Source organism: Alkaliphilus metalliredigens QYMF (assembly GCF_000016985.1).
In the GTDB taxonomy this organism is placed as follows: domain Bacteria; phylum Bacillota; class Clostridia; order Peptostreptococcales; family Natronincolaceae; genus Alkaliphilus_A; species Alkaliphilus_A metalliredigens.
This window is the reverse complement of record NC_009633.1, coordinates 4,708,452-4,734,829: the sequence shown is the minus strand read 5'-3', so window position 1 is coordinate 4,734,829 and position 26,378 is coordinate 4,708,452. Positions and strand designations below refer to the sequence as shown.

The 26,378-nt window shown below is 39.4% G+C and carries 24 protein-coding genes; 22 read left to right on the top strand and 2 right to left on the bottom strand.

Going from position 1 to position 26,378, the window contains the following annotated elements:
- Nucleotides 1-7: 7 nt before the first annotated feature.
- Nucleotides 8-637 carry an FMN-binding protein gene (locus tag AMET_RS23080; protein WP_012065578.1) on the top strand — a complete coding sequence of 210 codons (630 nt, stop codon included), beginning with the start codon at nucleotides 8-10 and terminating at the stop codon, nucleotides 635-637.
- 92 nt (nucleotides 638-729) lie between these two features.
- Entirely contained in the window at nucleotides 730-1,152 is a 423-nt protein-coding gene (locus tag AMET_RS23075) for a hypothetical protein (protein WP_012065577.1), read from the top strand.
- A gap of 90 nt (nucleotides 1,153-1,242) precedes the next feature.
- Here AMET_RS23075 and nhaC read toward each other — a convergent pair whose 3' ends face one another.
- A complete protein-coding gene (nhaC, locus tag AMET_RS23070) occupies nucleotides 1,243-2,652 on the bottom strand; it encodes a Na+/H+ antiporter NhaC (protein ID WP_012065576.1) in 1,410 nt (469 codons plus the stop codon).
- Nucleotides 2,653-3,275: 623 nt separating this feature from the next.
- Between nhaC and AMET_RS23065 the strand changes: the two genes are divergently transcribed.
- Nucleotides 3,276-4,778, top strand: coding sequence for a leucyl aminopeptidase (locus tag AMET_RS23065; protein WP_012065575.1), 1,503 nt, complete (start codon nucleotides 3,276-3,278; stop codon nucleotides 4,776-4,778).
- A gap of 66 nt (nucleotides 4,779-4,844) precedes the next feature.
- Here AMET_RS23065 and AMET_RS23060 read toward each other — a convergent pair whose 3' ends face one another.
- Entirely contained in the window at nucleotides 4,845-5,348 is a 504-nt protein-coding gene (locus tag AMET_RS23060) for a peroxiredoxin (RefSeq protein ID WP_012065574.1), read from the bottom strand.
- Between the two features lie 297 nt (nucleotides 5,349-5,645).
- On the opposite strand from AMET_RS23060, the gene AMET_RS23055 reads away from it, so the two are divergent.
- The 19 genes from AMET_RS23055 to AMET_RS22965 all read left to right on the top strand — a co-directional run bounded on the left by AMET_RS23055 (nucleotide 5,646) and on the right by AMET_RS22965 (nucleotide 26,378).
- Complete coding sequence (locus tag AMET_RS23055; RefSeq protein ID WP_012065573.1) at nucleotides 5,646-5,825, top strand: hypothetical protein; 180 nt, start codon at nucleotides 5,646-5,648, stop codon at nucleotides 5,823-5,825.
- A 473-nt stretch (nucleotides 5,826-6,298) separates the two neighbouring features.
- Nucleotides 6,299-6,733 carry a MarR family winged helix-turn-helix transcriptional regulator gene (locus AMET_RS24645; RefSeq protein ID WP_157047337.1) on the top strand — a complete coding sequence of 145 codons (435 nt, stop codon included), beginning with the start codon at nucleotides 6,299-6,301 and terminating at the stop codon, nucleotides 6,731-6,733.
- Between the two features lie 184 nt (nucleotides 6,734-6,917).
- Nucleotides 6,918-8,348 (top strand): N-acetylmuramoyl-L-alanine amidase, encoded by a 1,431-nt coding sequence (locus AMET_RS23045; RefSeq protein ID WP_012065570.1) that lies wholly within the window; start codon nucleotides 6,918-6,920, stop codon nucleotides 8,346-8,348.
- 155 nt (nucleotides 8,349-8,503) lie between these two features.
- Complete coding sequence (locus tag AMET_RS23040) at nucleotides 8,504-8,770, top strand: Veg family protein (protein WP_012065569.1); 267 nt, start codon at nucleotides 8,504-8,506, stop codon at nucleotides 8,768-8,770.
- A 162-nt stretch (nucleotides 8,771-8,932) separates the two neighbouring features.
- On the top strand, nucleotides 8,933-10,153 hold the full coding sequence (gene arcA, locus AMET_RS23035) for an arginine deiminase (RefSeq protein ID WP_012065568.1): 1,221 nt from the start codon (nucleotides 8,933-8,935) through the stop codon (nucleotides 10,151-10,153).
- 58 nt (nucleotides 10,154-10,211) lie between these two features.
- On the top strand, nucleotides 10,212-11,204 hold the full coding sequence (gene argF / locus AMET_RS23030) for an ornithine carbamoyltransferase (RefSeq protein ID WP_012065567.1): 993 nt from the start codon (nucleotides 10,212-10,214) through the stop codon (nucleotides 11,202-11,204).
- Nucleotides 11,205-11,296: 92 nt separating this feature from the next.
- Nucleotides 11,297-12,259 carry a carbamate kinase gene (gene arcC / locus AMET_RS23025; RefSeq protein WP_012065566.1) on the top strand — a complete coding sequence of 321 codons (963 nt, stop codon included), beginning with the start codon at nucleotides 11,297-11,299 and terminating at the stop codon, nucleotides 12,257-12,259.
- A 182-nt stretch (nucleotides 12,260-12,441) separates the two neighbouring features.
- Nucleotides 12,442-14,739: a YcdB/YcdC domain-containing protein gene (locus tag AMET_RS23020; RefSeq protein ID WP_012065565.1), complete on the top strand. Its 2,298-nt coding sequence runs from the start codon at nucleotides 12,442-12,444 to the stop codon at nucleotides 14,737-14,739.
- Nucleotides 14,740-14,943: 204 nt separating this feature from the next.
- On the top strand, nucleotides 14,944-16,515 hold the full coding sequence (locus tag AMET_RS23015; protein ID WP_012065564.1) for a DUF3794 and LysM peptidoglycan-binding domain-containing protein: 1,572 nt from the start codon (nucleotides 14,944-14,946) through the stop codon (nucleotides 16,513-16,515).
- A gap of 194 nt (nucleotides 16,516-16,709) precedes the next feature.
- On the top strand, nucleotides 16,710-17,585 hold the full coding sequence (gene ispE, locus AMET_RS23010; RefSeq protein WP_012065563.1) for a 4-(cytidine 5'-diphospho)-2-C-methyl-D-erythritol kinase: 876 nt from the start codon (nucleotides 16,710-16,712) through the stop codon (nucleotides 17,583-17,585).
- Entirely contained in the window at nucleotides 17,578-18,279 is a 702-nt protein-coding gene (locus AMET_RS23005; protein WP_012065562.1) for a GntR family transcriptional regulator, read from the top strand. The genes ispE and AMET_RS23005 overlap by 8 nt, the downstream gene beginning before the upstream one ends.
- Nucleotides 18,280-18,319: 40 nt before the next feature.
- Nucleotides 18,320-19,057 carry a nucleotidyltransferase family protein gene (locus AMET_RS23000; RefSeq protein WP_242661511.1) on the top strand — a complete coding sequence of 246 codons (738 nt, stop codon included), beginning with the start codon at nucleotides 18,320-18,322 and terminating at the stop codon, nucleotides 19,055-19,057.
- A gap of 139 nt (nucleotides 19,058-19,196) precedes the next feature.
- On the top strand, nucleotides 19,197-19,388 hold the full coding sequence (locus AMET_RS22995) for a CLC_0170 family protein (RefSeq protein ID WP_041721244.1): 192 nt from the start codon (nucleotides 19,197-19,199) through the stop codon (nucleotides 19,386-19,388).
- Nucleotides 19,389-19,406: 18 nt separating this feature from the next.
- Nucleotides 19,407-20,987, top strand: coding sequence for a spore germination protein (locus AMET_RS22990; protein WP_012065559.1), 1,581 nt, complete (start codon nucleotides 19,407-19,409; stop codon nucleotides 20,985-20,987).
- Between the two features lie 27 nt (nucleotides 20,988-21,014).
- Nucleotides 21,015-22,253 (top strand): Ger(x)C family spore germination protein, encoded by a 1,239-nt coding sequence (locus AMET_RS22985; RefSeq protein WP_012065558.1) that lies wholly within the window; start codon nucleotides 21,015-21,017, stop codon nucleotides 22,251-22,253.
- A 23-nt stretch (nucleotides 22,254-22,276) separates the two neighbouring features.
- The gene (locus tag AMET_RS22980) at nucleotides 22,277-23,386 is read left to right on the top strand and encodes a GerAB/ArcD/ProY family transporter (protein WP_012065557.1); all 1,110 of its coding nucleotides are present in this window, start codon (nucleotides 22,277-22,279) and stop codon (nucleotides 23,384-23,386) included.
- Nucleotides 23,387-23,389: 3 nt separating this feature from the next.
- Nucleotides 23,390-24,490, top strand: coding sequence for a GerAB/ArcD/ProY family transporter (locus AMET_RS22975; RefSeq protein ID WP_012065556.1), 1,101 nt, complete (start codon nucleotides 23,390-23,392; stop codon nucleotides 24,488-24,490).
- Nucleotides 24,491-24,574: 84 nt separating this feature from the next.
- The gene (locus AMET_RS22970) at nucleotides 24,575-25,066 is read left to right on the top strand and encodes a CBO0543 family protein (RefSeq protein ID WP_012065555.1); all 492 of its coding nucleotides are present in this window, start codon (nucleotides 24,575-24,577) and stop codon (nucleotides 25,064-25,066) included.
- Between the two features lie 46 nt (nucleotides 25,067-25,112).
- Nucleotides 25,113-26,378, top strand: coding sequence for a hypothetical protein (locus AMET_RS22965; RefSeq protein ID WP_012065554.1), 1,266 nt, complete (start codon nucleotides 25,113-25,115; stop codon nucleotides 26,376-26,378).

The following is a 26,378-nucleotide window of genomic DNA, read 5'->3' as shown; positions in this document are numbered from 1 at the left end:
GTCGTAAATGGATAAAAAGCAAAAAATTGCAATTATATTATTACCATTAATGGCCATAGCCCTACTGATGGGTGTGACGGCTATGACTGGAGCAGAAGAAATAGCTGGTGGATATAGTGATGGTACTTACACAGGAACCGGAAAAGGCTATGGTGGAGATATAGTAGTTACTGTAGAAGTTGCAAATGAGAGAATTGCTTCAATTAGCATTGATGAGCACGGTGAAACACCAGGAATCGGCGATACAGCAGCCGAGGGTGTAGCGGAGCAAATTATTGCAAGTCAGGAATTAGAGGTAGAGATTGTGACAGGTGCAACTATGTCCAGCGAGGGCTTAATGGAAGCGGTCAGAAATGCCTTAGCAGAAGCTGGGGGAACTAGCTTCCCAGATGGAACCCATGAAGGAATGGCATCAGGATTTGGTGGAGACATCAAAGTAACCGTAGATGTTTCCGGTGGTAAAATTGTGTCAATTAACTTTGATGAAATGGATGAGACACCTGGAATAGGGGATACAGCAGCAGAGCAAGTGGCACAACAAATCAAGGATACCCAAAGCCTTGAGGTAGAAGTGGTGACGGGTGCGACGATGACTAGCGTAGCAGTAATGGAAGCAATTGAAAATGCTTTAAACTAAATCATAAAATCCTCGAGGTTCTGCTCGGGGATTTTTATCTTACATAAAGAGTTGATTAGGTTGCCAAACTTTTATCCCATAGGAGGTAAAATATGCGTGTTCGAAAAATTAATCTATTGAGAGATGTAGAACCACTGGTGGAGATGAGTGCCCATTATGTGGCACGTCCTCATAAAACAAAGCACTATTTAGAATCGGTTGTTAAATGTGGCGGGACAGTATTGATTGCAGAGGAGAATGAAGAACGAGTGGGATTCATTGTCTTAGAAATCATTGATTCCCCCTTTGAAGAAAAACTTTACGGACAGGCAAGCTTCTACTACATCGATCCATCTAAAGGGCAGAAAACGGTATTAGAGGGCTTGATAACGGGGATTGAGACATGGTGTGAGGCAAGACGACTACCCAGGCTAGAAATAAGGGTCAAAGAAGAAGATAAATACTTGAAGGAAATAGTAGGGCTAAACGCATATCATTTTATCTCTCGGGGATATCAAAGGGTATTCGAAGTGTAGACAATACAAAAAGCAGGAAATCCATTGGATTTCCTGCTTTTTTATTATCTTTTATTATCTTTTATTATCTATAGCAATGCATCATCATGACTAAACTTTTGCGCCTTCTATCTTGTCATCTTTTTCAAGCGGTGTAATTGTAAATCCGATAAAACCATAAATAACCGCAATGAGAGGTGTTAAGATATTTAAGAAAGCATAGGGAGCATATTGGAAAGCATGTACCCCTAGGGTTGCAAACATAAAGGCACCACATGTGTTCCATGGAATCAATACAGAGGTAAGGGTTCCGGCATCCTCTAATGTTCTTGAAAGCACTTTAGGATGGATTCCTTTTTCTGTATAGGTATCCTTGTACATTCTACCTGGAACAACGATAGCTATATATTGCTCTGCAGCCAATAGGTTGACAGCGATACAAGTTAAAACAGTTGCTAGAATTAAAGAACCTGTACTGTTTGCTAAGCTGAGGATAGACTTTCCAATGGCATGGAGCATACCTGTTCTCTCCATGACACCACCGAAGGATAAGGCGATTAGGATTAAGGATACAGTCCACATCATACTATCTAGTCCGCCACCGCTTAATAGATCATCTACTATTTCTAAACCAGACTCAAGTTCAAATCCATAATGAGCTGCATCGATGATGGCTCCAAAGGATGCACCCTGGAAGATAGCAGCAAAGATGCCACCTAAAATTGTACCAGCTATTAATCCAGGTAAAGCAGGTACTTTCATAACAACGATCAGAATAACAACAATCGGTGGAATTAATAGTAGTGGTGAAATCGTGAAGTTAGCAGTCATTGCATCAAGCATTGCATTGATATTACCCATATCCAATACGTTACCTGCGTATCTCATACCGATAATTCCATAAAGAACTAAAGAGATGATTAAAGCAGGAACAGTTGTATAAACCATGTGCTTAATGTGTTCAAATAATTCAGCCCCAGCCATGGCAGGTGCTAAGTTGGTTGTATCGGAAAGAGGAGACATTTTATCTCCAAAGTAAGCTCCAGAAATGATAGCACCAGCTATAAGACCAGGAGGCATTCCTAGACCTTGACCGATTCCTAGTAAGGCAATACCTACTGTACCGGCAGTTGTCCACGAACTTCCCGTTGCAAGGGAAACAATAGCACAAATAAGGGCTGTGGCCACAAGAAAGATTCCAGGAGATAAAATCTGTAGACCGTAATAAATCATGGTTGGTACAGTACCACTTAAGATCCATGTACCAATAATTGTACCAATAACCATTAAAATTAGAGCGGCTTGCATTCCCATTTTAATTGTATCGATCATTCCCGCTTCTATTTCCCCCCATGTGTATCCAAGGGAAATGGTGGCAACTAGGGAGGCTACGATAATGGTAGCGATCAGTGGGATGTGTGGATCAGCACCAAATACGATAATAGATGTGGATAGTGCCACGATTAGAAACAAAATCGGTATGAGAGCATGTAGTAGCGTGGCTTCCTTTTTGGTTTTCATTGAATAAATTCCTCCTTTAAAGTAATGTTTTTTGGTGTTCAGAATGATAGAGCAGAATTCTGACTATGGCCTACCCCCCCATTTGAATAAAGATAGAATAATATATGAGATTAGTAGAATAGTTAAATAATAGCATAAAGACACAGAAAATTCAATTTAAATCGTGCTAATGAAAAAATGAAGTCATGCAAATAGAAGTCATACAAATAAAGGATCCTAGTCGTTAATGAGAAAAAAAGCCAACTTAAGAAATATAAGGTTCATTTTATATTTATGCTAATAAATGGTGGGGGAATGCTAACGATAATAGACTAATCATAAAGCGATACAATGAGCGATATATCGTGAGCAGATGGGAAAGAAACGTAATCTTAGAAAAAGTACAATAGAGGTTTTGAAAGAAAATAATGAAGCTGACAGGTAGAAATAGGCGTGCTTGATTTAGGGGATAACAGTATAATTATACATGAAACAGGCTGAAATTTCAAGGATTATTTGATATATGTAGGAAAGGAGGGTGAAAGAAAGAAGGGAAAAGAGCTATGAATATAGAAGAAAAAAAGTGGAAATATAATTTGAAAAATTGACAAGGTAATGAAACTAATTTGGAGGTGCCCAACAATATGAAATTTAAAGTGATAAATGAAAAAATCTCAAATCTAATGGTAGACATTCTGATCATAGGGATTTACGAAGAGGTTAAAAGCTTGGGTGATGTACATCACACCATGGACCAACAGCTAGGTGGATTGATTCAAGAAATGATCAACGCTGAGGAGTTTAAAGGCGAAGAAGGAGAAACATTGTTAGTACATACCCTAGGTAGGGTGCCCGCTAAGAAATGTATTCTTTTGGGATTAGGTAAAGCTGAGGCATTCAAGGAAAACAACTTGAGAAATGTAGTGGCCAAGGTCATGAGAGAAGCAAGAAAGTCTAGGGCTGAAACCATAGCCATCACACCATTTGGTATATGTAATCATATCTCAGCTGAAAAAGTGGGGCAGGCTATTGCTGAGGGTACAAAGCTAGGCCTATACCAATTCAATCATTACAAGACCACCGCTAAAGAACAGGAGGAAAGGGTTCTTCAGGAGGTTTATATCTTAAATGAAGAGACTGGGATTACGGCTCAATTACAAACGGGTATTGATACTGGTGAAAAGCTTGCACATGCCACAATGATTGCCCGAGATCTTGTAAATGAACCGGGAAATGTTTTGACACCAACTGAAATGGCAAAGAGAGCCCAAAGTATTTCTCAAAAACATGGGTTAGAATTAGAGATTTTAGAAAAAGAGGATATGGAGCGTCTTGGGATGGGTTGTTTCTTAGGGGTGACTGCGGGTAGCGAAGAACCACCAAAGCTAATGGTACTGAAATACAATGGTGGTGAAGAAGGGGGAGAAATATTAGGCCTGGTAGGAAAAGGACTTACCTTTGATTCGGGTGGAATCTCAATTAAGCCTGGAGAGGGAATGGATGCCATGAAGGGAGATATGGGTGGTGCTGCCGCTGTATTAGGGGCTATGGAAGCAATTGGAGCATTGAAGCCAAAGACAAATGTTATTGCGGTGGTAGGTGCATGCGAAAACATGCCTTCTGGTAAAGCATATAAACCAGGTGATATACTCACATCAAAGGGTGGAAAAACCGTAGAAATATTGAATACTGATGCTGAAGGAAGGTTGGTATTGGTAGACTGTGTAAGCTATGCATTGCAGTTAGGAGCCACGAGACTTGTAGATCTAGCCACACTAACAGGAGCTTGCTTAATTGCTCTGGGTACAACCACCACAGCGCTCATTAGCAATGATGAGCTATGGGTAAAACAAATTGAAGACGCTTCTAAGAACGCAGGGGAGCAGGTGTGGCAATTGCCGTCCTTCCCAGAATATAAAGAGATGATCAAAAGTGAAATCGCGGATTTGAAAAATATTGGCGGTAAATATGCTGGAGCCATTACAGCGGGATTATTTGTGGGAGAATTTGCAGAAGGAAAGCCATGGGTACACATGGATATTGCGGGGACTTCCATGAGTGATAAAGAAAAGGGATACATTACAAAGGGTGGTACCGGTGTTGCGGTTAGAACTCTTTATGAGTTAGCAAAATCAATGGAAAAATAAGGATGTGAAGCCCAAAAACCTATAGGCAATCAGATTGATTACCTATAGGTTTTTAAGTAGAGTTGTTTAGCTTAAGGTTTCTTGTCCTTCTTCCCAATTAATTGGACAGGCACCACCAGCTTGACAAGCTGCTAGTACGCGCAATATTTCACCTACATTACGGCCCACAGCTAAATTGTTAACAGAGATATATTGTAAATCTCCTTGGGGATCGATGATGAATAGTCCACGAAGGGCGATGCCGCCGGCTTCTTTGACTAGGACTTCATATTTTTCAGACAGCTTTTTATCATAATCTGAAAGCAATGGAAAGCTGACACCATCAATACTTTTAGCCCATGCTTCATGGGTTGGAACGCTGTCTGTGTTGGCACCCAACACGATGGAGTTTAACCGTTGAAATGCAGGTAAATTACGATTTAACTCTGGGATCTCGGTGCTTCAGACAGGTGTGAAATCTAAAGGATAGAAAAACAATACAACCCATTTGCCCCGATAGTCCCTAAGGGAAAGTTCACCCTGGGTGCTTGGAACTGTAAATTCTGGAGCAGGCTGTCCAATTCTTAACATAAAGACACCTCCAAGTATTTTATTCTTTTGTAGTATATCCCTTTTATTGGATTATTATAAAATCAAGATAATGTCTCCCATAGTGGGGGTAATGAATATAATAAAATGTATTGACGATTTTCAAAATAATAGGTATAATAAAAGAAAACACCCCCATGCAGGGGGGGTGGAAGGAGGAAAAACATGCAAATATTATTAACCGATGCTGCTAAGTCAGCAATTCAAGAGGAAAATAGAGCCGATAAAGCTGTACGTATTTTCGTCAGTGGGTTTGGCTGAGGTGGCCCTACATTTACATTGTCTCTGGATGAGGCTAAGGAAAGTGATGTTAAGAAAGAAGTAGAGGGTTTTGGGTTTGTGATCGATAAAAGCCTAGATGAACAATTTGAAGCCGTTAATGTTGATTTCAAAAAAGGAATATTTGGAAGAGGATATGTGATCACCCTGACCAGTGATGGCGGAGGCTGCTGTAGTTAAACATGACAAGTGAATTCCTTTGAGTTATAAAAAAATTCCACGCTACTATGCTAGCGTGGAATTTTTTGGTTTGTAAAAGTGTATAAAAAATAACCCCCCTTATGATAGAACAAGGAAGGTTACGCTTCTGTGGGGATTGCACAGGTAGTGCCATCTTCTAGAATTTGAAAAAGCTGTAATTGGGACTTCCGAGTATAAAAAATCTCCACAAAGCAGTTACTACAGAAGTACCTAGATTTACTAAGTTTTCCTGTATGCTCATTGCCGCAAATTGGACAGGTCATCAAATATCTGCTCCCTTCATATCAGGATATATTGGTATATTTTTAAAATTGTATATTTTATGATACTATTATTATAACGAAAACCGAATGGTTTGACAATAGAATATTTTCATGAAAAAATTAATTTTAATTGAAATGAAATGTATATTAATTATATAATAAGAAGGAGAGAAAGGTAGGTCGATTTTGTTGCTAGAAGAAAAGATTGCTGACAGATTACAGGATTTTTTCCTATACTTTAGTCGTTGGATGAAGTACCAATATAAAAATGCTGCCCTGGACGACTCCTTTACATTAGCTCAATACAAAGTATTATTTTTATTGAATCGCTTGCAGGTGTGTAACATGTCATCCTTAAGTGAAGCAATGGAGGTGAGTAAGGGCACAATGACCTCCATGCTCAACAAACTAGTAGAAGAAGGTTATGTTGAGCGAAGAGGATGCCTAGAGGATCGTAGAAATGTTTATGTACAATTATCAGAAAAGGGAAAGGTACAAGTGGGTACAGTAGAGTTAAGTTTACTTCAATCAATGGTGAGCACACTCCAAGGGGTAAACGAAGACAAGCAAAAAGAGATTTTTAAGGCCTTAGAAATACTCATAAACGTTTTTAAAGAAAAGTGAGCCAATATAGATTTAGTGTAAGACCTTAGGGAAATGCTCTCTAGGGTTTTTTTTATTAACTATTTTGACATATCACCTATAATTCTATTGATGCAATATTGGAAAAATGCACAAAGAGATATGAAAAATCATATAATATAGTACATTTGCTTCAGTAATTCAAAAGAATAGGGAGGTAAGGGAGTTGAATGAGGAATGGAATCAAATAAATATAAATATAGATGACCCCCTAAATCAAAAGCGGGTTGTGCAATCCTTAGAAGAACTTGTTCAAATGTTTGTCGCTTGGAGTGTACCTCCTTCATTTCATATAGAAGCCTTAAAGGCACAGAGTATTATCATGCGAACAAAAATTGTTCGCATGATGAATCTGAATGGTGGCCCTAGAAAACAAGCTGAACTCACATTAAGCCTAGAGAAGTACCCAGACCTAATGGAATTGGAAGAGTACCGACTGCAATGGGGAGACGCATTTGAATGCAATAAACAACGATTAGAAACTGCCACACAAGAAACAGAAAGACAGATTATTTTATATAATAATCGCCCCATAGATGCAAGGTATCACTTCGTCTGTGGTGGCGCAACGGAGAATAGCGAAAATGTGGATGGCAATGTTGTGCAATACCTACGGCGGGTGTTGTGTAAATCCTGTGGAGAGAGCCATTATAATTGGCAATATGAGGATGTGCCTCTTGAAGAAATCGAATCAAAGCTAGGAGTTGAATTTCCCAAAGATGAAATACAGCGTAGTGTGTGTATTGAGAAAATATTCCAGGATGTTTATCGTGATGAAACAGGAAGAGTGAAAGAGATTACGATAGGAGGAAAAGTATTTAGAGGAAAAGAATTAATGGACTTGTTGGATCTACACAGTACTCGATTTACTTGGAAACCCCAGATCATTCGATTTTTCACCGTGGGTAAGGGGGATGGTCTAGGACTTTGTCAATATGGAGCACACGAAATGGCTAAGAGTGGTAAAAGATGTAATGAAATACTTGAATACTATTATACGGGTGTGACAATAAAAAAATTTATAAATCCATGTATAAAAACACCCTTAAAAGGAAAAATAATTATGATTGATCCTGCCCACGGTGGTCAAGAAGGAGAAGGTCATGTAGGATCCCAAGGAATTCGGGAAGAGGATGTTAATTTAGACATTGCTTTGTATCTAAGGGAGCTATTGGTGAAACTAGGGGCAGAGATTCATATGACTCGTAGGACAGACGAACACTTACCAATTAGCCAAAGGGCACATCTAGCCAATGAAAAACTGCCACATTTCTTTATTAGCATTCATCAAAACTACTTTAGTCATCCCGCAATATCAGGAACAGAAATCTATCACTACAGAGGAGATCATGAAGGGCGATCTCTAGCTAAGGAGATTATACAAAGGCTGACGGCTAAGACGGGAATGGTTAATCGAGGCTTAAAGTTAGCGGACTTTTTTCTGTTAAGAGAATTGAAGGTCAGCAGTATTCATATTGAAGTCGCCTATTTATCCAACCCAGAAGAGGAGAAAAAACTCATGGATGGGGCTTTTAAAAAGAAAGTTGCTGAGGGCATTGCTGAGGGGATTATAAACTATTATCGTTATCATATCTAAAAGAGGGCAATCATGAAATGAAAAAAACACAAGAGATGAAAAAATACCATTTGACAATGGAGGACTGAAATTATATAATTAAAACTTTACTGCTTGACATTGTATTGTGGGTATGTTATAATTACAATGTCAAAGTAGTGAAAGAAGGTGATTGCTTGATAACGAAGAACACGTTAAATGATATTAGAATGAACATTGAAGGATATGTAGGGCAAAAAATCACTCTAAAAGCTAATAAAGGTAGAAAAAAGACAACCATTCGAGAAGGCATTTTAGAAAATACGTACCCAAATATTTTTATTGTAAGAATTGATGGGAACTTTGACACCGTTAGGAGAGTCTCCTATAGTTATTCGGATATTCTGACAGAAACTGTTGAAATTACCGTTTGTAAAGACAACCAAATAATAAAAGTAAGTTAACAAAAAACCACCTAAGGCAAGGTGGTTTTTTGTTGTGCATAAAACCCCTTAACGCACTTCAAAAGCTAGGTTGATTTATGCATATAAAATAGATATACTTAAATTAGAAAAATTTAGAAGATTCTAGCATCACTGAAAACCACGAAGGGAGTTGGAATCGTGATGGAAAAAGGTTTTTTAAATATAACATCGGAAATTGGAAACTTAAAGGCAGTACTACTACACAGACCAGGAAAGGAGTTAGAAAGATTAACACCAGGATATTTAGAGGAATTGCTCTTTGATGACATCCCATGGTTGAAAAGAATGCAAGAAGAGCATGACGATTTTGCAAAGGTCATGAAAGCAAGAGGGAGCAAAATTTATTATTATGAAACACTATTGGCAGATGTGTTAAGAGATGAACATATTAAAAATCAGTTTGTGGTTGACGTAATCAAAAACTCCCATGTAGGCAATATTGAGTTAGAAAAAATCATCATTGAGTATTTGCAAGGAGAAAGACCAGAGTCGATTGTGGAAATTGCTATATCGGGTTTGCATAAAGAAGATTTTCCTAAGATGGAACGAGAATTTCATTTAGTGGATTATGTAAAATATGATTATCCTTTCTATATTAATCCCCTGCCTAATCTATACTTTACCCGGGACCCTGGGGCTGTGATCGGACAAGGATTATCTGTTAATAAAATGAAAACCCCAGCTAGAGATCGAGAGACAATGTTCCTGTCCTATATATACCGACACCACCCTTTATTTAAGGAAAAAGGAACATCCCTATGGTATGACTATCAAGAACATTATCCCATGGAGGGAGGGGACATTCTAGTGCTCAGTGATGAAGTAGTGGCCCTTGGATGCAGTGAAAGAACCACTGCACGGGGAATTGAAATTTTAGCACAAAGACTCTTTGCAAAGGGTAAAGTTAAGAAGGTGTTGGTGATTCAAATTCCTTTCACGCGGGCTTATATGCACTTGGATACGGTTTTCACCATGGTAGATCATGATAAATTTACCATCTATCCAGGGGTTGAAAATGCAGTCAGAGTATATGAGTTAACCCAAGGAGTCACCACACCTAAGGTAACACCTAAAGAGAGCTTAGAAAAAGCCTTGATGGAAGTGCTACACTTACCGGCGGTACAATTAATTCAAAGTGGTGGTGGAGATGAGATTACTGCCGCTAGGGAACAGTGGAATGACAGTACCAACACATTGGCCATTGCACCAGGGACAGTGATTACATATAATCGAAATGAAGCCACCAATGACACATTAAGAAAGCATGGGATTGAAGTCATTGAAATTGAAGGTTCTGAACTAGTGAGAGGCCGAGGAGGCCCAAGATGTATGTCAATGCCCCTTTTAAGGGAAGAATTATAGAGATTGTTGCCATAGAAAGACAAGGAATCATTTAAATCAAACTGAGGAGGTTTTACAAATGCCAGTCAATTTAAAGGGAAGAAGCTTTCTAACATTAAAAGATTTTACGTCACAGGAAATTCAACATCTTTTAGATCTGTCACGGGATTTAAAGGCAAAGAAACGTATGGGAGTTAAGGGTGAGTCCTTATTGGGGAAAAATATCGTTCTACTGTTTGAAAAGGCATCTACTAGGACACGATGTGCCTTTGAAGTGGCTGCACTTGATGAAGGAGCCCATGTCACCTTCCTAGGATCTAATGACTCACAAATAGGAAAGAAAGAATCTATAGAGGACACAGCTAAAGTATTAGGGCGTTTTTATGATGGCATGGAATTTAGAGGTTTTAAACAAGAGACCGTGGAAACCTTAGCAGCACATGCAGGGATCCCTGTATGGAATGGATTAACAGATTTATATCATCCCACACAAATTTTAGCAGACTTTTTAACCATAATGGAACATATTGATAAGCCTCTTAATAAAGTAAAGTTTGCCTACGTAGGTGATGCTAGAAATAACATGGGGAATTCACTAATGATTGGTGCAGCAAAGATGGGGATGGACTTCAGAGCTGTGGCACCAAAAGAGTTATTACCCAAGGGAGAATTAGTAGAAGAAATGAGAGCGGTTGCAGCAGAAACTGGTGGGGAAATTACATTGACAGACGATGTGGCAGAAGGAGTGAAGGATGCAGATGTGATTTATACAGATGTATGGGTGTCCATGGGTGAAGAAGACCAATTCGAAGTCAGAATTAAGCAGCTTTTACCTTACCAAGTGAACATGGATATGATTAAAGCGACAGGAAACCCAGATATGATCTTCATGCATTGCTTGCCAGCATTTCATGATCTAGAGACAACGGTAGGTAAGGAAATTCATGAAAAATTTGGATTAAAATCAATGGAAGTAACGGACGAAGTTTTTAGAAGCAGACACTCTGTTGTATTTGATGAAGCTGAAAATCGTCTACATACCATTAAAGCGATAATGGTGGCCACACTATAAGAGAACAATTCATTTTAAAGGTTGGGAAAGGGTGATTTTAGTAATGTGTTATGTTCAGTATAATAAATAAGCAAAGGACAGGAGGGCTGACTTTGGGACATAAAAAGAATCGAATTGTTTTAGCACTGGGGGGAAATGCATTACAGGCAGATCCTAAGGATACCCGGGCAGAATCTCAGCTTGTAACGGCTAAACAAACAGCTAAGCCGATTGTTGACTTGATCCAAGAGGGACATGAAGTAATTATTGCCCATGGCAATGGACCCCAGGTGGGACAATTGATTGCCACCTATGAAGGAGCCAGTCAAGGAAATCCTAACTTACCAATCATGCCTTTTCCTGAGTGTGGTGCCATGAGTCAAGGATATATAGGATATCACTTGCAGCAGGCTATTCGTGAAGAACTGTTCAAAAGACAAATTAATAAAAGTATAGCTGCCTTAGTGACACAGGTAGTGGTGGATGAGAAGGATCCAGGATTCCAAAATCCCACGAAGCCCGTAGGCTCCTTTTTTACCGAGGAAGAGGCAGTGGAATTAATGAATGAAAAGGGTTATACCATGAAAGAGGATGCGGGACGAGGGTGGAGGCGTGTTGTGGCCTCTCCGGAACCAGTGGATGTGGTGGAGGCACCCTTGGTGCGCACATTAGTGGATGCGGGGCATATTGTCATCACCGTAGGGGGTGGCGGAATTCCTGTTGTGGATCGTGGACACGGAAGGCTTGAGGGCGTTCCAGCTGTCATTGATAAGGATTTTGCATCGGGAAAGATTGCTGAGATTTTAGATGCAGATTATTTAATTATTTTAACGGCGGTGGAAAAGGTGGCCATTCACTTTAACACACCAGAGCAAAGAGACTTAGATGAAATCACAATAGAAGAGGCCCTGCAGTATATTGAAGAAGGACATTTTGCCCCAGGATCTATGCTACCTAAAGTAAAGGCAGCCTTGAAATTTGTACAGTCTAAACCTGGCAGGAAAGCCTTGATTACTTCTCTAGAGAAGGCAAAGGAAGGGATTCAAGGAAAAACAGGCACAGTTCTAAAGTCTTAATATGTAAAGGTATTTTGAGGATAATTAAAGATATCAAATGGTAGGATGATCTTAGATTATCCTACCATTTGAGGTTATAATTTACATTATTACAACTGCTTTACATTTTTTATTTACATGTATCAACTCAAATTCAATGGAATATATAAGGTAGTGGGTAAAAAAAGAATAGGAGTGATTAAATGAAGGTTAAAAAAGCGTTAAGCGGTGTACTAATTGCAGGAATCATTTTTACCAGTGGGGGGGTGGTCTTTGCAGATCAACAGGTGCCGGCTGAGATAGCTTTGGAGGTTGGGGAAGACAAACTAACTGAGGAAGTCGCTAGGGAAATGACTGAAAAATATTTGAGGGAATTTTTCAACATTGAAGTAGATGAAGAAAATCAAATTAGACTAGAATACCGAGAAAATTGGGGCGGGGCTGGTGAACATATATGGAACTTGCACTTATATCGTAACCAGCGGGATGGAGGTCTAAATATAGACATGACCATCAATGCAAAAACAGGAAAGCTCATATCCGTCAATAAATATGAATATAATCACAGTGAAGACAATCAAGTCAGTAAGTACACAAGGGAAGAAGCACAACAGCTGGCAGAGATGTTTTTAAGAGAAAAGCATGGGGAACTTCTACCTCAATTAGATATCAATCCCTCGGATGATCACATATATTATCAGCAGAATACTGGACTTAGACCCACTGAGCACCGATTTTTTTATCGGAGACAGCAAGAGGGAGTTTATGTTCTCAATGATGGTATCACTGTAGGCATTAGCAGTGGTACTGGAGAAATTAACTCCTACTCCTATAACTGGAGTGATGAGGAACTTCCCAAGAAAGGAAGTGTCGTTTCAAAGGAAGAAGCCGGGGAAGTATTGAAAAATAATTTGAAGCTCAATTTAAATTATATCCCCGTTAGAGATGAAAGGAACCCCTATGAACAATCGCTACAGGAAATAAAGCTAGCCTACTCCCCTAGCTATGAAGCAGGGAGCATGGTGGATGCCCACACTGGAAAAAGCATCGATTTATCACAAATGGGCAGAGAAGAAGTAAAGAAAGTCAATATGACTGAGGAGCAAAGGAATCGACTCAATCGATCCGTGGCGGTTAAACCTTCCCGTGAAAAGGAAATGACTAGGGAAGAGGCAAATCAATTGGCCAAGGAAACGTTAAACAAAATTTATGATGAAGAAACTAAGCTCATTAGTACCAATTATGCGTCTAGTGGTGGAATGGGAAGTGGAGAAAGAAAGCTATGGGAAGTGGGCTTTGGCCTAGGGGACCAAAACATGGCCCAAGGAAGCATGGCCTTTGATGCATTGACAGGGGAAGTGGCTCATATTCATTACTATAACTTTAGAATGCAGGAAGGTTTGGGAAGTCAGGATGAGGGATTTGAACCAGAAGTAACATGGGAGGAAGCTTATCATAGGGCGGTGGATATACTCATAGACATACATCCTGATAAATTGAGAAATTCAGAAACAGAACAAACCTACTATGAGAGCCATCACTATTACAATGGTCAAAGAATGCAAGATGAGAGATATCACTTTACTTTTTCTAGGAAAGAAAATGGTATTCCAGTCAATATGAATCATATCAGTGTAGAGTTTAATGGTGCCACAGGAAATCTAGAAAATATGTATGTTAATTGGCAGGAAGCGACTTTTCCTAAGGTAACTGATGTGATGGATGAAGAAGAAATGAAGGTACGATTCCTTGAACAAACAGAGGTTCAGTTAGGGTATAACTTCATACCAGTTGTAGCCGATGGAGAAGAGTCAACTCAGAAAGTTAAATTAGTTTATATAAATCGTCCTAAAAATGGATCGGTTTACTTTAACTATATAGATGGGAAAACAGGACAATTTTTAAATTGGCAGGGGCAAGCAATGGACCAAGTAAAAGAAGGTGTGTCCCATTCTCTTGAAATGATTAAAGGACATTGGGCTGAAAGAGAATTAAGAATTATGGTTGAGACAGGTGCCTTGGATTTAAAGGAGAAAGATTTAGAAGATAAGATGACTCGAAATGAAGTCCTTAAAATGATGGTCAATGCTAGAGGACAAGGTCACTATTGGGGAGAAGAAGAACCCCTTAAGTTCACAGATATTAGCAAAAGTGATTTTAATTACAGAGATATTCAATCAGCAGTATTTCATGGCTTAATTAAGAATGAAGCGAAGCCTCTAAATGGAGATGAATTCATTACTAGAGAGGAACTGGCAGCAATGTTAGTGAACATGGCAAAGCTTGAAAAAGTAGCTCAAATAGAGGGGATTTATACTTTGCCATTTATCGATGTGATGGAGATCTCACAGGATCGATTTGGACATGTGGCAATAGCCTATGGATTAGAAATACTTAAGGGTGGAGGTACAACCTACGGACCTAAAGACGAGGTGGATATAGCACAAGTATCTGTTGGGATTTATCGTACAATGGAAGTAATGGGGAATTCAGTAAGATAGTCAACCCAAGATAAAATGAATATGTAATGTGTAAAAAGAAGCGGAAATCTTTTGATTTTCACTTCTTTTTTTATGTTTAGCCACATATATATATAAAGAAATTTTACTGGACTAACTGGGGTTTGGCAAACTTTCTAACATATTTTAAATAATGAAAAATATGATGTAATAAGAATCTTTAATTATATGAGAGGAGGAATTTTAATGCCTGTAGAATTATTGAGGGACTCGTTGAAGCTTGATCAAATGATTGGTCAAGAGTCGGCTCAGGCAATTATTGAAGGAGATATACTTGTTCCAGATACAAAACCAGATATTACAAGGGTGTTATCTGTTGATGGGACGATTTATATCACCAAGTATACCATGGAGGAAAACAAAATTATAGCAGAAGGGAATATTCAGTTTAAGATTTTATACGTTTCAGAAGGAGGAAGTCAACCCCTATACAGTGTGGATAGCAGTACTGGATTTAAACAAAGCATTGAACTGGAAGGAATTGGAGCTCACATGACATCTGATGTGACAGCAGAAATAGAGCATATTGATTATACAATCAATAATGAACGTAAGATAGGTGTGAAGGCTGTTGTTAACTTATCGGCCACGGTAGTTGAAGAAAAAAATGTAGAGGTCACCAGAGAACTAAATGGATTAGAGGATATTGAATTATTGAAGGAGACAATTCAGTATACTGATGTTGTGGGAACAAATAGTTCCGATACATTAGTTAAGGATACTTTTGAGATTGAAGAAGATCTTGAGGGTATTAAAGAGGTTTTAAAGTGGGATGCCCGTGTGCTAGAGCGTGAGGTCAAGGTAACTGATGGTAAGGTAATCGTCGGAGGGACACTATTAGTAGATTTGCTGTATGTAACTGATGATGAATTGTCCTTAAATATATTTAAAAAGGAGCTACCCTTTACCCATTTTGTAGAAATACAAGGGACCTATAGTGATATGAAAGCAAAAATAAACATGGGGGTAGAAGAGGTTTACACAGAGGTGAAGGAAAATATTCAAGGTGAGAGAAAAATAGTAGAAATTGAAGCGATTGTCAGAATCCAAGCAAAGGTGATGGAAACAGAGACAAGAGAAGTGATTGTAGATGCATATTCTCCAAGTCAATTATTGAAAATAGAAAAGAATCAAATGATACTCAAGGAAAACATGGGGTTAAATCGGTCCTATATGCTTTTGAGAGAAACCTTAGATATTCCCGCGAACCATCCACCGGTGAAGGAAGTTTTTTCTATTCAATGTAAACCGATTTGTACGGACTATCAATTGGTAGAGGATAAAGCATTGATTGAAGGGGTAGTGGAGGCTAATGTCATTTATACCTCTGAGGAAGACCTGCAGCCTTTGTATAGCTTTAATCAGGAAATTCCCTTCAGACAGGCAGTGGATCTAGAAGGGCTCAGTGTCACAATGGAAGCGGATATTGAAATGTTTGTAGAGCAAGTAGATTATGATCTGATTAATGGTGAACAAATAGAGATAAAGGTAAACATTGGGGCTACCTGTGAAGCTTATCAGTATAAAACAATAGAAGTCATCCATGAAGTGATGGAGCTACAAGAAGATGTTGATATTTCCAAACGACCTAGTTTGACGGTGTACTTTATGCAATCAGAGGATTCTCTGTGGAAGGTTGCAAAGAAATACCACACCACTGTGAAACAAATTCTTGAAAGCAATGGAATTGAAAATCCAGAAGCAGTTAAGGCCGGGGACCAGCTGATTATTGAAAAGGTACATCATTTCAAATTCTAAGTAGCATAAACTTTCACGGTGATAGCAATTTGGAAAATAGTATAAACAATAAGAGGGTCGTCTAAAAGCGGCCCTTTGCTCATGTATGGAAAGTAAGAATTTAAAATGTTTATAGAGGGAAACGAAAAAATTTGCAGGAAATGTCTCTCCCATATATAATATATACAGTTAGAAATAATAGAGGAGCGAGTGAGATGAAACAAGTACAACTTAAGTCTAGAGCTAAAATCAATCTCTCCCTTGATGTATTAGGTAGAAGATCTGATGGATATCATGAAGTGGAGATGATCATGCAGCAGATTGATCTTTATGATCTAATCACTTTAGAAGAGAGAAAAGACTCGGAGATTCGAATTTCTACCCAATGTGAGTTCATCCCCACCAATGAGGATAATATTGCTTATCGGGCTGCTGAGATAATCAGAGAAAATTCTGGAATCAATCGAGGCGTCAATATTTACATTGATAAGCGGATTCCTGTGGCTGCAGGACTGGCAGGGGGGAGCAGCAATGCTGCTGCAGTATTAGAGGGACTTAACCACATGTGGAGATTGAGACTGACCCCAAAACAATTGATGGACTTAGGTGTGAAACTTGGTGCAGATGTCCCTTTTTGTATTTTAGGAGGGGCAGCCATAGCTAGAGGGATTGGAGAAATATTGACACCCATAGAGGGATTGAAAAATGTATGGATGGTGATTGCAAAGCCTGCCATTTCAGTTTCTACCGCCGAAGTATACAGACAGTTGGATTTGTCTAAACTAGATAGTAGACCTAATACCGATGAGGTTATACAGGCAGTTAAAGAGGGGGATCTATATACACTAGCTGGAAAAATGCATAATGTGTTAGAATCTGTTACCCAGCGAAATCATCCTATCATTCGAGAAATGAAGCGTAAAATGCTTGAATATAACGCCATAGGAGCTATGATGTCAGGCAGTGGACCCACTGTTTTTGGTATCTATAAAAACTATGGAAGAGCCAAGTCTGCTTATGAAAATTTATCTATTTTGTACAAGCAGACTCACTTAGTGCAAAGCTACAGTAGGAGGAAATGGGATGAATAACTTGAAAAAGCTAGAAATTGAAAATTATAAGCCATTAAGGGAGATTGTATTTGAGCATTTAAGAGAATCAATTTTAGAGGGAAAATTAGAACCAGGGCAGCGTCTAATGGAGATACAGTTAGCAGAACAGCTGGGGGTGAGTAGAACCCCTGTAAGGGAATCAATGCGAAAGCTTGAGCTAGAAGGCTTAATCATCATGGTACCTAGAAAAGGTGCCTATGTGGCTGATGTCTCCACAAAGGACATCAGCGATGTACTAGAGGTGCGTACAGTGATGGAGGGGCTAGCCGCTTCTTTATCTGCCCAGCGGATGACAGATGAAGAGTTGGACGAATTGGAAATGATTTCCTATCAATTCAAAAAATGCTATGAAAGAAATGATATAGAAGGCATGATTGAAAAAGATGTGGCCTTTCACGAACGGATTTTTGCCTCCACTCGAAATGAAAAACTAATACAAATCGCCCAAGGACTTCGAGAGCAGGTTCATCGTTTTCGTGTCAGATATATTTCTGAATACAACAACTCTAAGGAACTGGTAGTTGAACATCAAGCGATATTAGAGTGCATCGCTGCCCGTAACTCAGAGCGGGCAAGTGAACTGAGTATGAAACATATTGAAAATCTAGCCAGTCATATGATGGAACAAATTGCAAAGTATAGCGCTCAAGAAAATAAAGACCCAAAAAAGTAAAGAAACAGCTATCGCCTCAGGAGGAATGACAGTGAAGGCCATGATATTAGCGGGAGATGAAAAGGATAAGGATAAGGACAATGAAAATGGATTCTTATTCAATAAAGCCTTGGTGGAGATACAGGGAAAAGCGATGATTCAGTATATTATAAAAGCCTTAAGGCAATCCGATGCCATCGAAGAAATTTATGTGGTGGGACAATTAGAAGGGCTAGGATCAACCCTAGAAGAAGTGGATGGGATGATCTTAGCTACAGGAAGTATCATTGATAACGTAGAGACCGCAATCAAGTCCCTTGGAGATGAAGAACCTTTGCTGATTGTCACATGTGATATCCCACTGCTCAGGGCGGAAGCTGTAAATAATTTTATTGAACAAACGAAGAGGTATGAAGCTGACCTATACTACCCCGTTATCTCGCGATTTCTTTGTCAAGAGAAGTATCCCGATGTGAAACGCACCTATGTTACCCTAAAGGAGGGGCTCTTCACTGGGGGGAACTTATTCCTTCTGAACCCTATGGCCATGGAGTCCCTTGACCAAGTAGGACGAGGGATGGTACGTTATCGAAAAAACCCCCTTCAGATGGCTAGAATTTTAGGGTTTGGATTTTTGTTGCGATTTATGCTACGGCAGGTGGGCTTAGAGGATGTTGAAAGACATATTGAAGACAGGTTTTACATACGAGCAAAGGCCATTATTAGTGATTATCCTGAAATCGGCAATGACATCGATCGTCTAGAGGATATTGAAATACTAGGAAAATATCTATCATAAAAGAATAAAGCAAGTAAGAGCCCAAGGGGAAACCCTTGGGTTTTTTATTTTCAACTAATTGCATATAAAGGCCAGAGATGGCAAATATTATAATCAGAAGTTCTAAAAGAAAAGGGTGAGTGGTTTGCAGGAGTTTTTTATGAAGTTCAAAGAAATTTACGATGGCTATATGTTGGTATTAATGGTGTTTATAGGTTTGTTTTTATTGCTAAGAGATGTGCCTCTTTTGAGGAAAAAGAAACTTAAAAGAGATATGAAAATCGCCAAGGCCCTAGGTTATGTCTATATCATCGGAGGCATCGCGCTGTTTGTTATGGTTAGGATTTTTTAGATTCGGGGAGGAACAGATATGGGATTATGGGATCAATTTTTTGGTAAAAAGGAAAAACCAAAGAAGCCAGAGGAAGCAAAAATCAATAGAAGCCTACAGAAAAATTTAGAGACCATAAAAGGATTTCTCAAAGATTGTGATGACGTGGTTTATCGGGAATTTACCATTGGGAAAGAGAATAAGCACAAAGGTGCTGTTATCTGGATAGATGGTATGGTGAACAAGGACTTAATTAATAATTACATCATGGAAAGCTTAATGATAGATTCAAGACTAGTGGACCCTAAACCTAAGGCCATAAAGGACAATTTTATAGATTTGCTGAAGAATAAAACATTAGCGGTTTCGGAAATCGAGGAAGTAGATACCATTGAAGATGTGTTGGTGAATATATTTAGTGGCGAAACAGCCCTGCTATTGGATGATTATGAAAAAATCATTATTATTGCCTCCAGAGGCTGGGAGGGGCGAGGGATCTCTGAGCCTGAGACAGAAGCGGTGATTAGAGGACCACGAGATGGATTTACAGAAACAATGAGATTTAATACCGCCCTGATACGTAGAAGGATAAGAGACCATCGACTAAAGGTAAAGAATTATCGGGTGGGAGTCAGGTCTCAAACCGATGTGGTGGTCATGTATATGGAGGACATTGCCAACAAGGGCGTTTTAGAAGAGGTGGATAAAAGGCTAAATAAAATTGATGTAGATGCCATCATAGAGAGTGGACAGTTAGAGGAATTCATTGAGGACGAATGGCAGTCCCTTTTTCCACAAATTCAAAATACAGAGCGGCCAGATGTGGCAGCCGCTGGCATTTATCAGGGGCGTGTGATTCTTGTGGTAGATAACACACCCTTTGCCCTGATGGTGCCAACCACATTTAATATGATGATGCAGTCTGCAGAGGATTACTATGAACGATGGGATATTGGGACCATGGTTCGAATATTAAGATATTTTTGTCTTCTAATAGCCCTCTATGCTCCTGCTCTCTATGTGGGAATTTCTTCATTTCATCCCCAAATGATTCCAACAGATTTAGCTCTGACCTTAGCTGCCACCAGAAGAGGGGTACCCTTCCCTGCTGTTATAGAAGCTTTGATTATGGAGGTCACAATAGAAATTTTAAGGGAAGCCGGAGTTCGCCTTCCAGGTGCCATCGGCTCCACAATCGGTATTGTTGGGGGCTTGGTTATTGGACAGGCGGCGGTGGAGGCAGGAATCGTTGGACCACTGATGGTTATTGTTGTTGCAATTACGGCCATAGCCAGCTTTGCAATACCTAGCTACAATCTGGCTATTTCCGTTAGGTTGATTCGTTTTATTATTTTGTTTTCAGCGGCAATATTTGGTCTTTATGGTATCATGCTGATCACTTTAGTGATGCTGATTCACCTATGTAGTCTTAAGAGTTTTGGTATGCCTTATTTATCTCCCTTTGTAACATTTGTTCATCAATTCTCTGATCTAAAGGATGCAGTCATCAGAGCACCACAGCTTATGATGAATAAAAGGGATGTCAATGCCCCAAAAAACCAGAAGGGACGAATGGATGATCACCAAGAAGAAGACTTTGACATAGAGGAAAAGAAGTGAACTCGGTAAGTCAGGAGGACAATGGAAATGAGAAGAAAGACAATCATATTATTAGTGTTCTTAATTACCATGGTGACCCTAACTGGTTGCTGGGATGTCATAGAAAGCGATAAAAGAGCCTATGTTATGTCTTTGGGAATAGATAAATATGAACCACCATCCCCTGGTGAAAACGAAGAAGAACCAGCTGAAGAGGGAGGTTGGAGGAGTGAGGAGGAGGGTGGTTCCGTAGCGGTATCCACCCATGCTCCTAGGGATACCGATAGAAACAGATATACATTTACCTATGCTTTGCCTAGCTTTGCATTCATTATGGGAGAAGGGGAAGAGGCTAATATTTTTTATCATACAGTAGGGCAAAACCTTTATTCCGCCAGCCGCATATTGACCACTCGACTCAACAGGCAGGTTTTTTTTGGACACATGCAGGCAATTGTAATAGGGGAAGCAGTGGCAAGGGATCCCAAATTGTTTCGAGAAATATTAGATGCCATAGAGAGGGATCCCTTTATTAGTAGACGGGTAGATGTAACAATTGCATCAGGAAATGCCAAGGATGTTTTAACGGTAGAACCTAACATTAATCCCTTGACAGGGGAATTCATAGCAGACATATTTCGAAATAAAGATCGCTCCCCTCGGTCTGGAGGAGGAATCATAGGAGATGTTTTACAGGATCTACATCGATGGGGAAATACGGTGATACCAAGGATCATACCCGGAGACGGGGACATAAAGGTAGCCGGATCCGCTGTGATTAAAAATTATCAAATGGTGGGGTGGTTAGGTGAGATTGAAACTAGAGCTGTGGAAATTATCAGGGGAACGGCCCAACCTGGAGGGTTGACGGTTATACATGAAGGAGAAGAGGGACATGAACATATTGTACCCATTGACTTAATCTATCTATCTAGTCAATATAAACTAGACAAGACTGGTGATGGGATCAAGATTACCATAGACATTGAGACAGAAGGCGAAATTGAACAGTATTTCTTTAATCCTGAGGCGGATTTATTGGATCCAAATATCATTAGAGAACTAGAGGGCTTGGTCTGTGAAAAGCTAGAAATGGAATTAGGTAGAACCATCGAAAAACTTCAGCAGGAATTTCAGGTGGATGTACTGGCCATCGACAATTACCTTAGAAAATACCATCCAAAGCTTTGGAATGAACTAGAGGAGGATTGGGAGGAACTTTATCCTAATATAGAGATTGTACCGAATATTAGCACCCAAATACGTCGTATTGGGTTAACAATATAGGGAAGAAGTAGGAGGCGAGGTCGGTGTATTCCAATAATGATAGCGTATCCACCTCTCAAATGATCAATATTGTCATACTGACCATGGTGGGAGTAGGGGCCCTGACCTTGCCACAAGGATTAGCAGAATCGGCTGGGGCCGATGGTTGGGTTGTATTGATTACGGGAGCCCTGGTGGCAATCGGTATTTCTTTTGTTCATGGTTATATTGTGAAATCCTTTCCAGGAAAAGGTTTTTTCGAGATTCTTTCTTTTACCCTAACGAAACCCATGGCCTATGCTGTGGGCATCTATACAACACTGTACTTTATCGGCATGACAGGGTATGTGGTTCGCATATTTTCAGATGTGGTCAAAACATTTCTGCTACCCAGGACCCCTGTGGAAGTGATATTTATACTGATGCTATTGGTGAGTATTTATTTGGTTAGGGGAGGTATAGAAGTACTGGGAAGAATGGCAGAGCTCATTATTATACCCTTAGGGGTTTTAATCATAATCTTATTTACCATATCCTGGCAGAATATGGATATTTCCAACCTCTTACCTATCTTTCAGCTCTCTTTTTCGGATCTACTACAAGGCGTTGTTTTTGCGCTATTTAGCTTTTTAGGGTTTGAAGTGTTGCTGATCTTTGGTGGATTTCTAAATGAACCTAAAAAAGCCACTAAGATAGGACTGTTTGCGATTGCCATCACGTTATTATTATATCTCATGTTAAATGCTTCGGTTTTAGGAGTTTTAGGAGAACAGCAACTGGAACACCTGACCTGGCCCCTGCTAAATCTTTTTGGAATCATTGAGCTGCCCGGTGCCTTTATTGAAAATGTACAGGCTTTCGTCATGGTAATATGGACCATTACCATATTTACCACCATAGCACCCTTCTATTTAGCTGCCACTGTATTTACCATGCAGATGACTGGTGGAAAGGAACATCGCTATTATGCCTTGCCAATACTCCCTTTGGTTTTTATGTTTGCCAGATGGGATGGGAACATAGCAGCTGTTTACGAAAATCTAGGTGTATTTACGGATTACACAGCCTATGGGGTTGTGATCCTAATTCCAATAGGAGTCGCATTGTCTACGATGCTAAGGCGAACAAAGAAGATGGGGAAGGAGGTGGGATGAAGTATGTTTTCAAATAATGATCGTATATCTATATATCAAATGGTCAATATATTAGTTCTTACGTTGATTGGTGTGGGGGCTTTGACCCTCCCCCGAGAGCTTGTACAGCTGGTAGAAACCGATGCCATCATCCTCTTGATAATGGGGGGGACGTTGACCATGGGCATTGCTTTTATCCATGGCTATATTGTCAAGTCCTTTCCGGGAAAAAGCTACTTTGAGATCCTCTCCTTTACGGTGACGAAGCCCATAGCCTATTTATTTAGTTTATTTTTTATTGTCTATTTGGTAGGAACCAATGGATTGTTGTTGCGAATTTTAGTAGAGGTAGTGAAAGTGTTTATGCTTCCCAGAACACCAATGACCATCATTGCCATTATGATGCTCATGGTAGTGGCTTATTCAAGTCGTTTTGGAATCGAGCCATTAGGGAGAATTACAAATATATTGTTTCCTGGTATTGTGATCTTTGTGGTCATTATGTTTGCACTTTCCTTTTATGAAACAGATTTTACAAATTTACTTCCTATTTTTCAGACTCCACCCAGTCAGCTGATTGCAGGATTAGACCTTGTGATTTTTAGCTTTTTAGGCTTCGAGATTATACTCATATTTGGTGCTCTATTAGATAAACCGGAAAAAGCCACCCGAATTATGCCCCTAGCGATTTTTATCGTACTACTTTATTATCTGTTGATCCATGTATCGGTGATCTCTAACTTTGGAATGTATGGTACAAAGCAATTGATATGGCCTACGTTGACGGTGTTTGATGCTGTGGATCTTCCCGGTGCATTCATTGAAAACGTCCAAGTCATTATTATGTCAATTTGGGTATATAGCATATTTATGACCCTGGCTCCACTACATATCGCAGCCACCATGCTCCTTGGGCAGGTACTAAAAGCAAAGGAACTTAATTATCTAGGGCTACCTTTAATCCCTGTCACATACTATATATCTCAATATAGCGGGAGTGTAGCCAATGTATATGTGGATCTAGGAAAATTCACTGATTATACTGCCTACTTTATTATATTTGGAATGCCCGTAGCTATTTTAATTGGGATGCTCATTCGAAAGGCTGCTAAAAAGAGTCTATAGAAAAAATAGGTGAGGTGATGATAAGTAAATTTTTTGGATTGGTAAATTCTAAGAAAAATAAGCATATGTGAGGAGGGATGGAAGGTGAAAAAATCAAATACCTTGTTTATTTCAACAATAATAGGGTTATGCTTTTTGCCCATTATCCTTAGACGAAAATATAGAAGGCAATCCCTGGTTGTTTTTAGTCTCAGCGCCATAACGAATACATTGGTATCTGATTGTTTAATCAAAAAAAGATATTTTCGTTTTCCAATAAGATATTTCCCTGAGGTGTTTCCCAGTAATGTGGTATATGACTGCTTAATCGGTCCTTTGTTTGCCACTGCCTATTGCCAAACAACAGCTGATTCGAATTTCAGAGGAATACTGAGACAAAGTGTAGTTTATTCGTCTATTCAAGCTGTAATAGAATACTGGGTTCTGGTTAAAACCAATTTGATCAAGTATAACAATAAAAAATGGAGTATTTGGCATTCCTTTATCGGGCTCATTTTGTTTAAGGTGTTGTTAGTCAGGGGGGCATGGGCTTTGGTGAGTAGGGTGATGGTAGTTAATGAGAAAAAAGTGAACTGATGACCCTATGGGATAGCAGGCGTTATTGGAGGAGAGATACAATGTGATGACCAATCAAAGTCAAAAGATGACAAGCCGAAGGCAAATAGCCAATGTTAGTATATTAGGAACCACACAACTTCATTTAAGAAATCCTCGGATCGTGGCATGGTGGTCTGCCGCATTTCCAGGGTTTGGCCATCTCTTGCTATCGAAATATTTAAGAGGTTTTCTTTTGATCACTTGGGAAGTGGTGGTTAATCTAAATGCCAATCTTAATATGGCAATATTTTACTCTTTTATAGGAGAAGTTGATAAAGCAAAGGAAGTTCTTAACAAGGAATGGATGCTGCTATATATCCCTCTCTATATCTTTGCCATATGGGATAGCTATCGAACAGCAGTTGATATGAATAATAACTACAAACTGGCAGCAAGGGAGGATGCAGAAATAAAAGCCTTTAATATCAGTGCATTAGAAATTAATCACTTAGACAAAAGGAGTCCCCTTAATGCCTTTATCTGGTCTGCATTAATGCCCGGGGCGGGTCAGTTGTATATTCATCGTATTGTGACTGGGGCTTTTATTCTAATATGGTGGATTGCAGTTATTTGCTGCTCTAAGCTGCTTCCAGCTATCCACTATTCCCTACTGGGACAGATCCAAGAAGCGAAGGCTGTTTTAGACATTCAGTGGACCTTAAATATCCCATCCATTTATGGATTTTCTGTGTATGATGCCTACGTGAATACGGTGGAGAACAATAAGCTCTATGACTGGGAGCAATCCAAATTTTTAAAAAGGCAGTATCAAGATGAAGCATTCAAGATGCCTATGAAGGATGGAAGGCAGAGGAGGAATCGTATGTACATCATTGCGACATTTGAACATGATAATTATTTAGAATTAGCCATTACAGCCATGGAGATGAAGGGGATTAAAAAGGAAAAAATCCTAGGAATTCCTTTAGATAAGCGAGGGGAATCAAGAAGGCTATTTGATACCATCCACTATTCTGATGGATTGAGTCTATTGGATTTAGGAGCGGCTTTGGGCACAATATTCATGCTATTGGGGTCTATTTATGGGTTTGTCTTAAAATGGGGACCCATTTGGTGGGCATTGATTGGTTTGGGGTTTGGATTTACCTTGGGCTGTGCCATTAAGCTCATCACCACAAAGAAATATGAAAAGCATAGAAGTCATAAGGGGCAGGCATCGGAGGTGGTTCTCATTATTGAGTGCCATCAAGAGGAAATGGAAATGACAAAAAGTACATTGTGGGAGAATCATGCCCTGGGTGTTTCCCAATTAGATTTTGCTTCTGGTTAA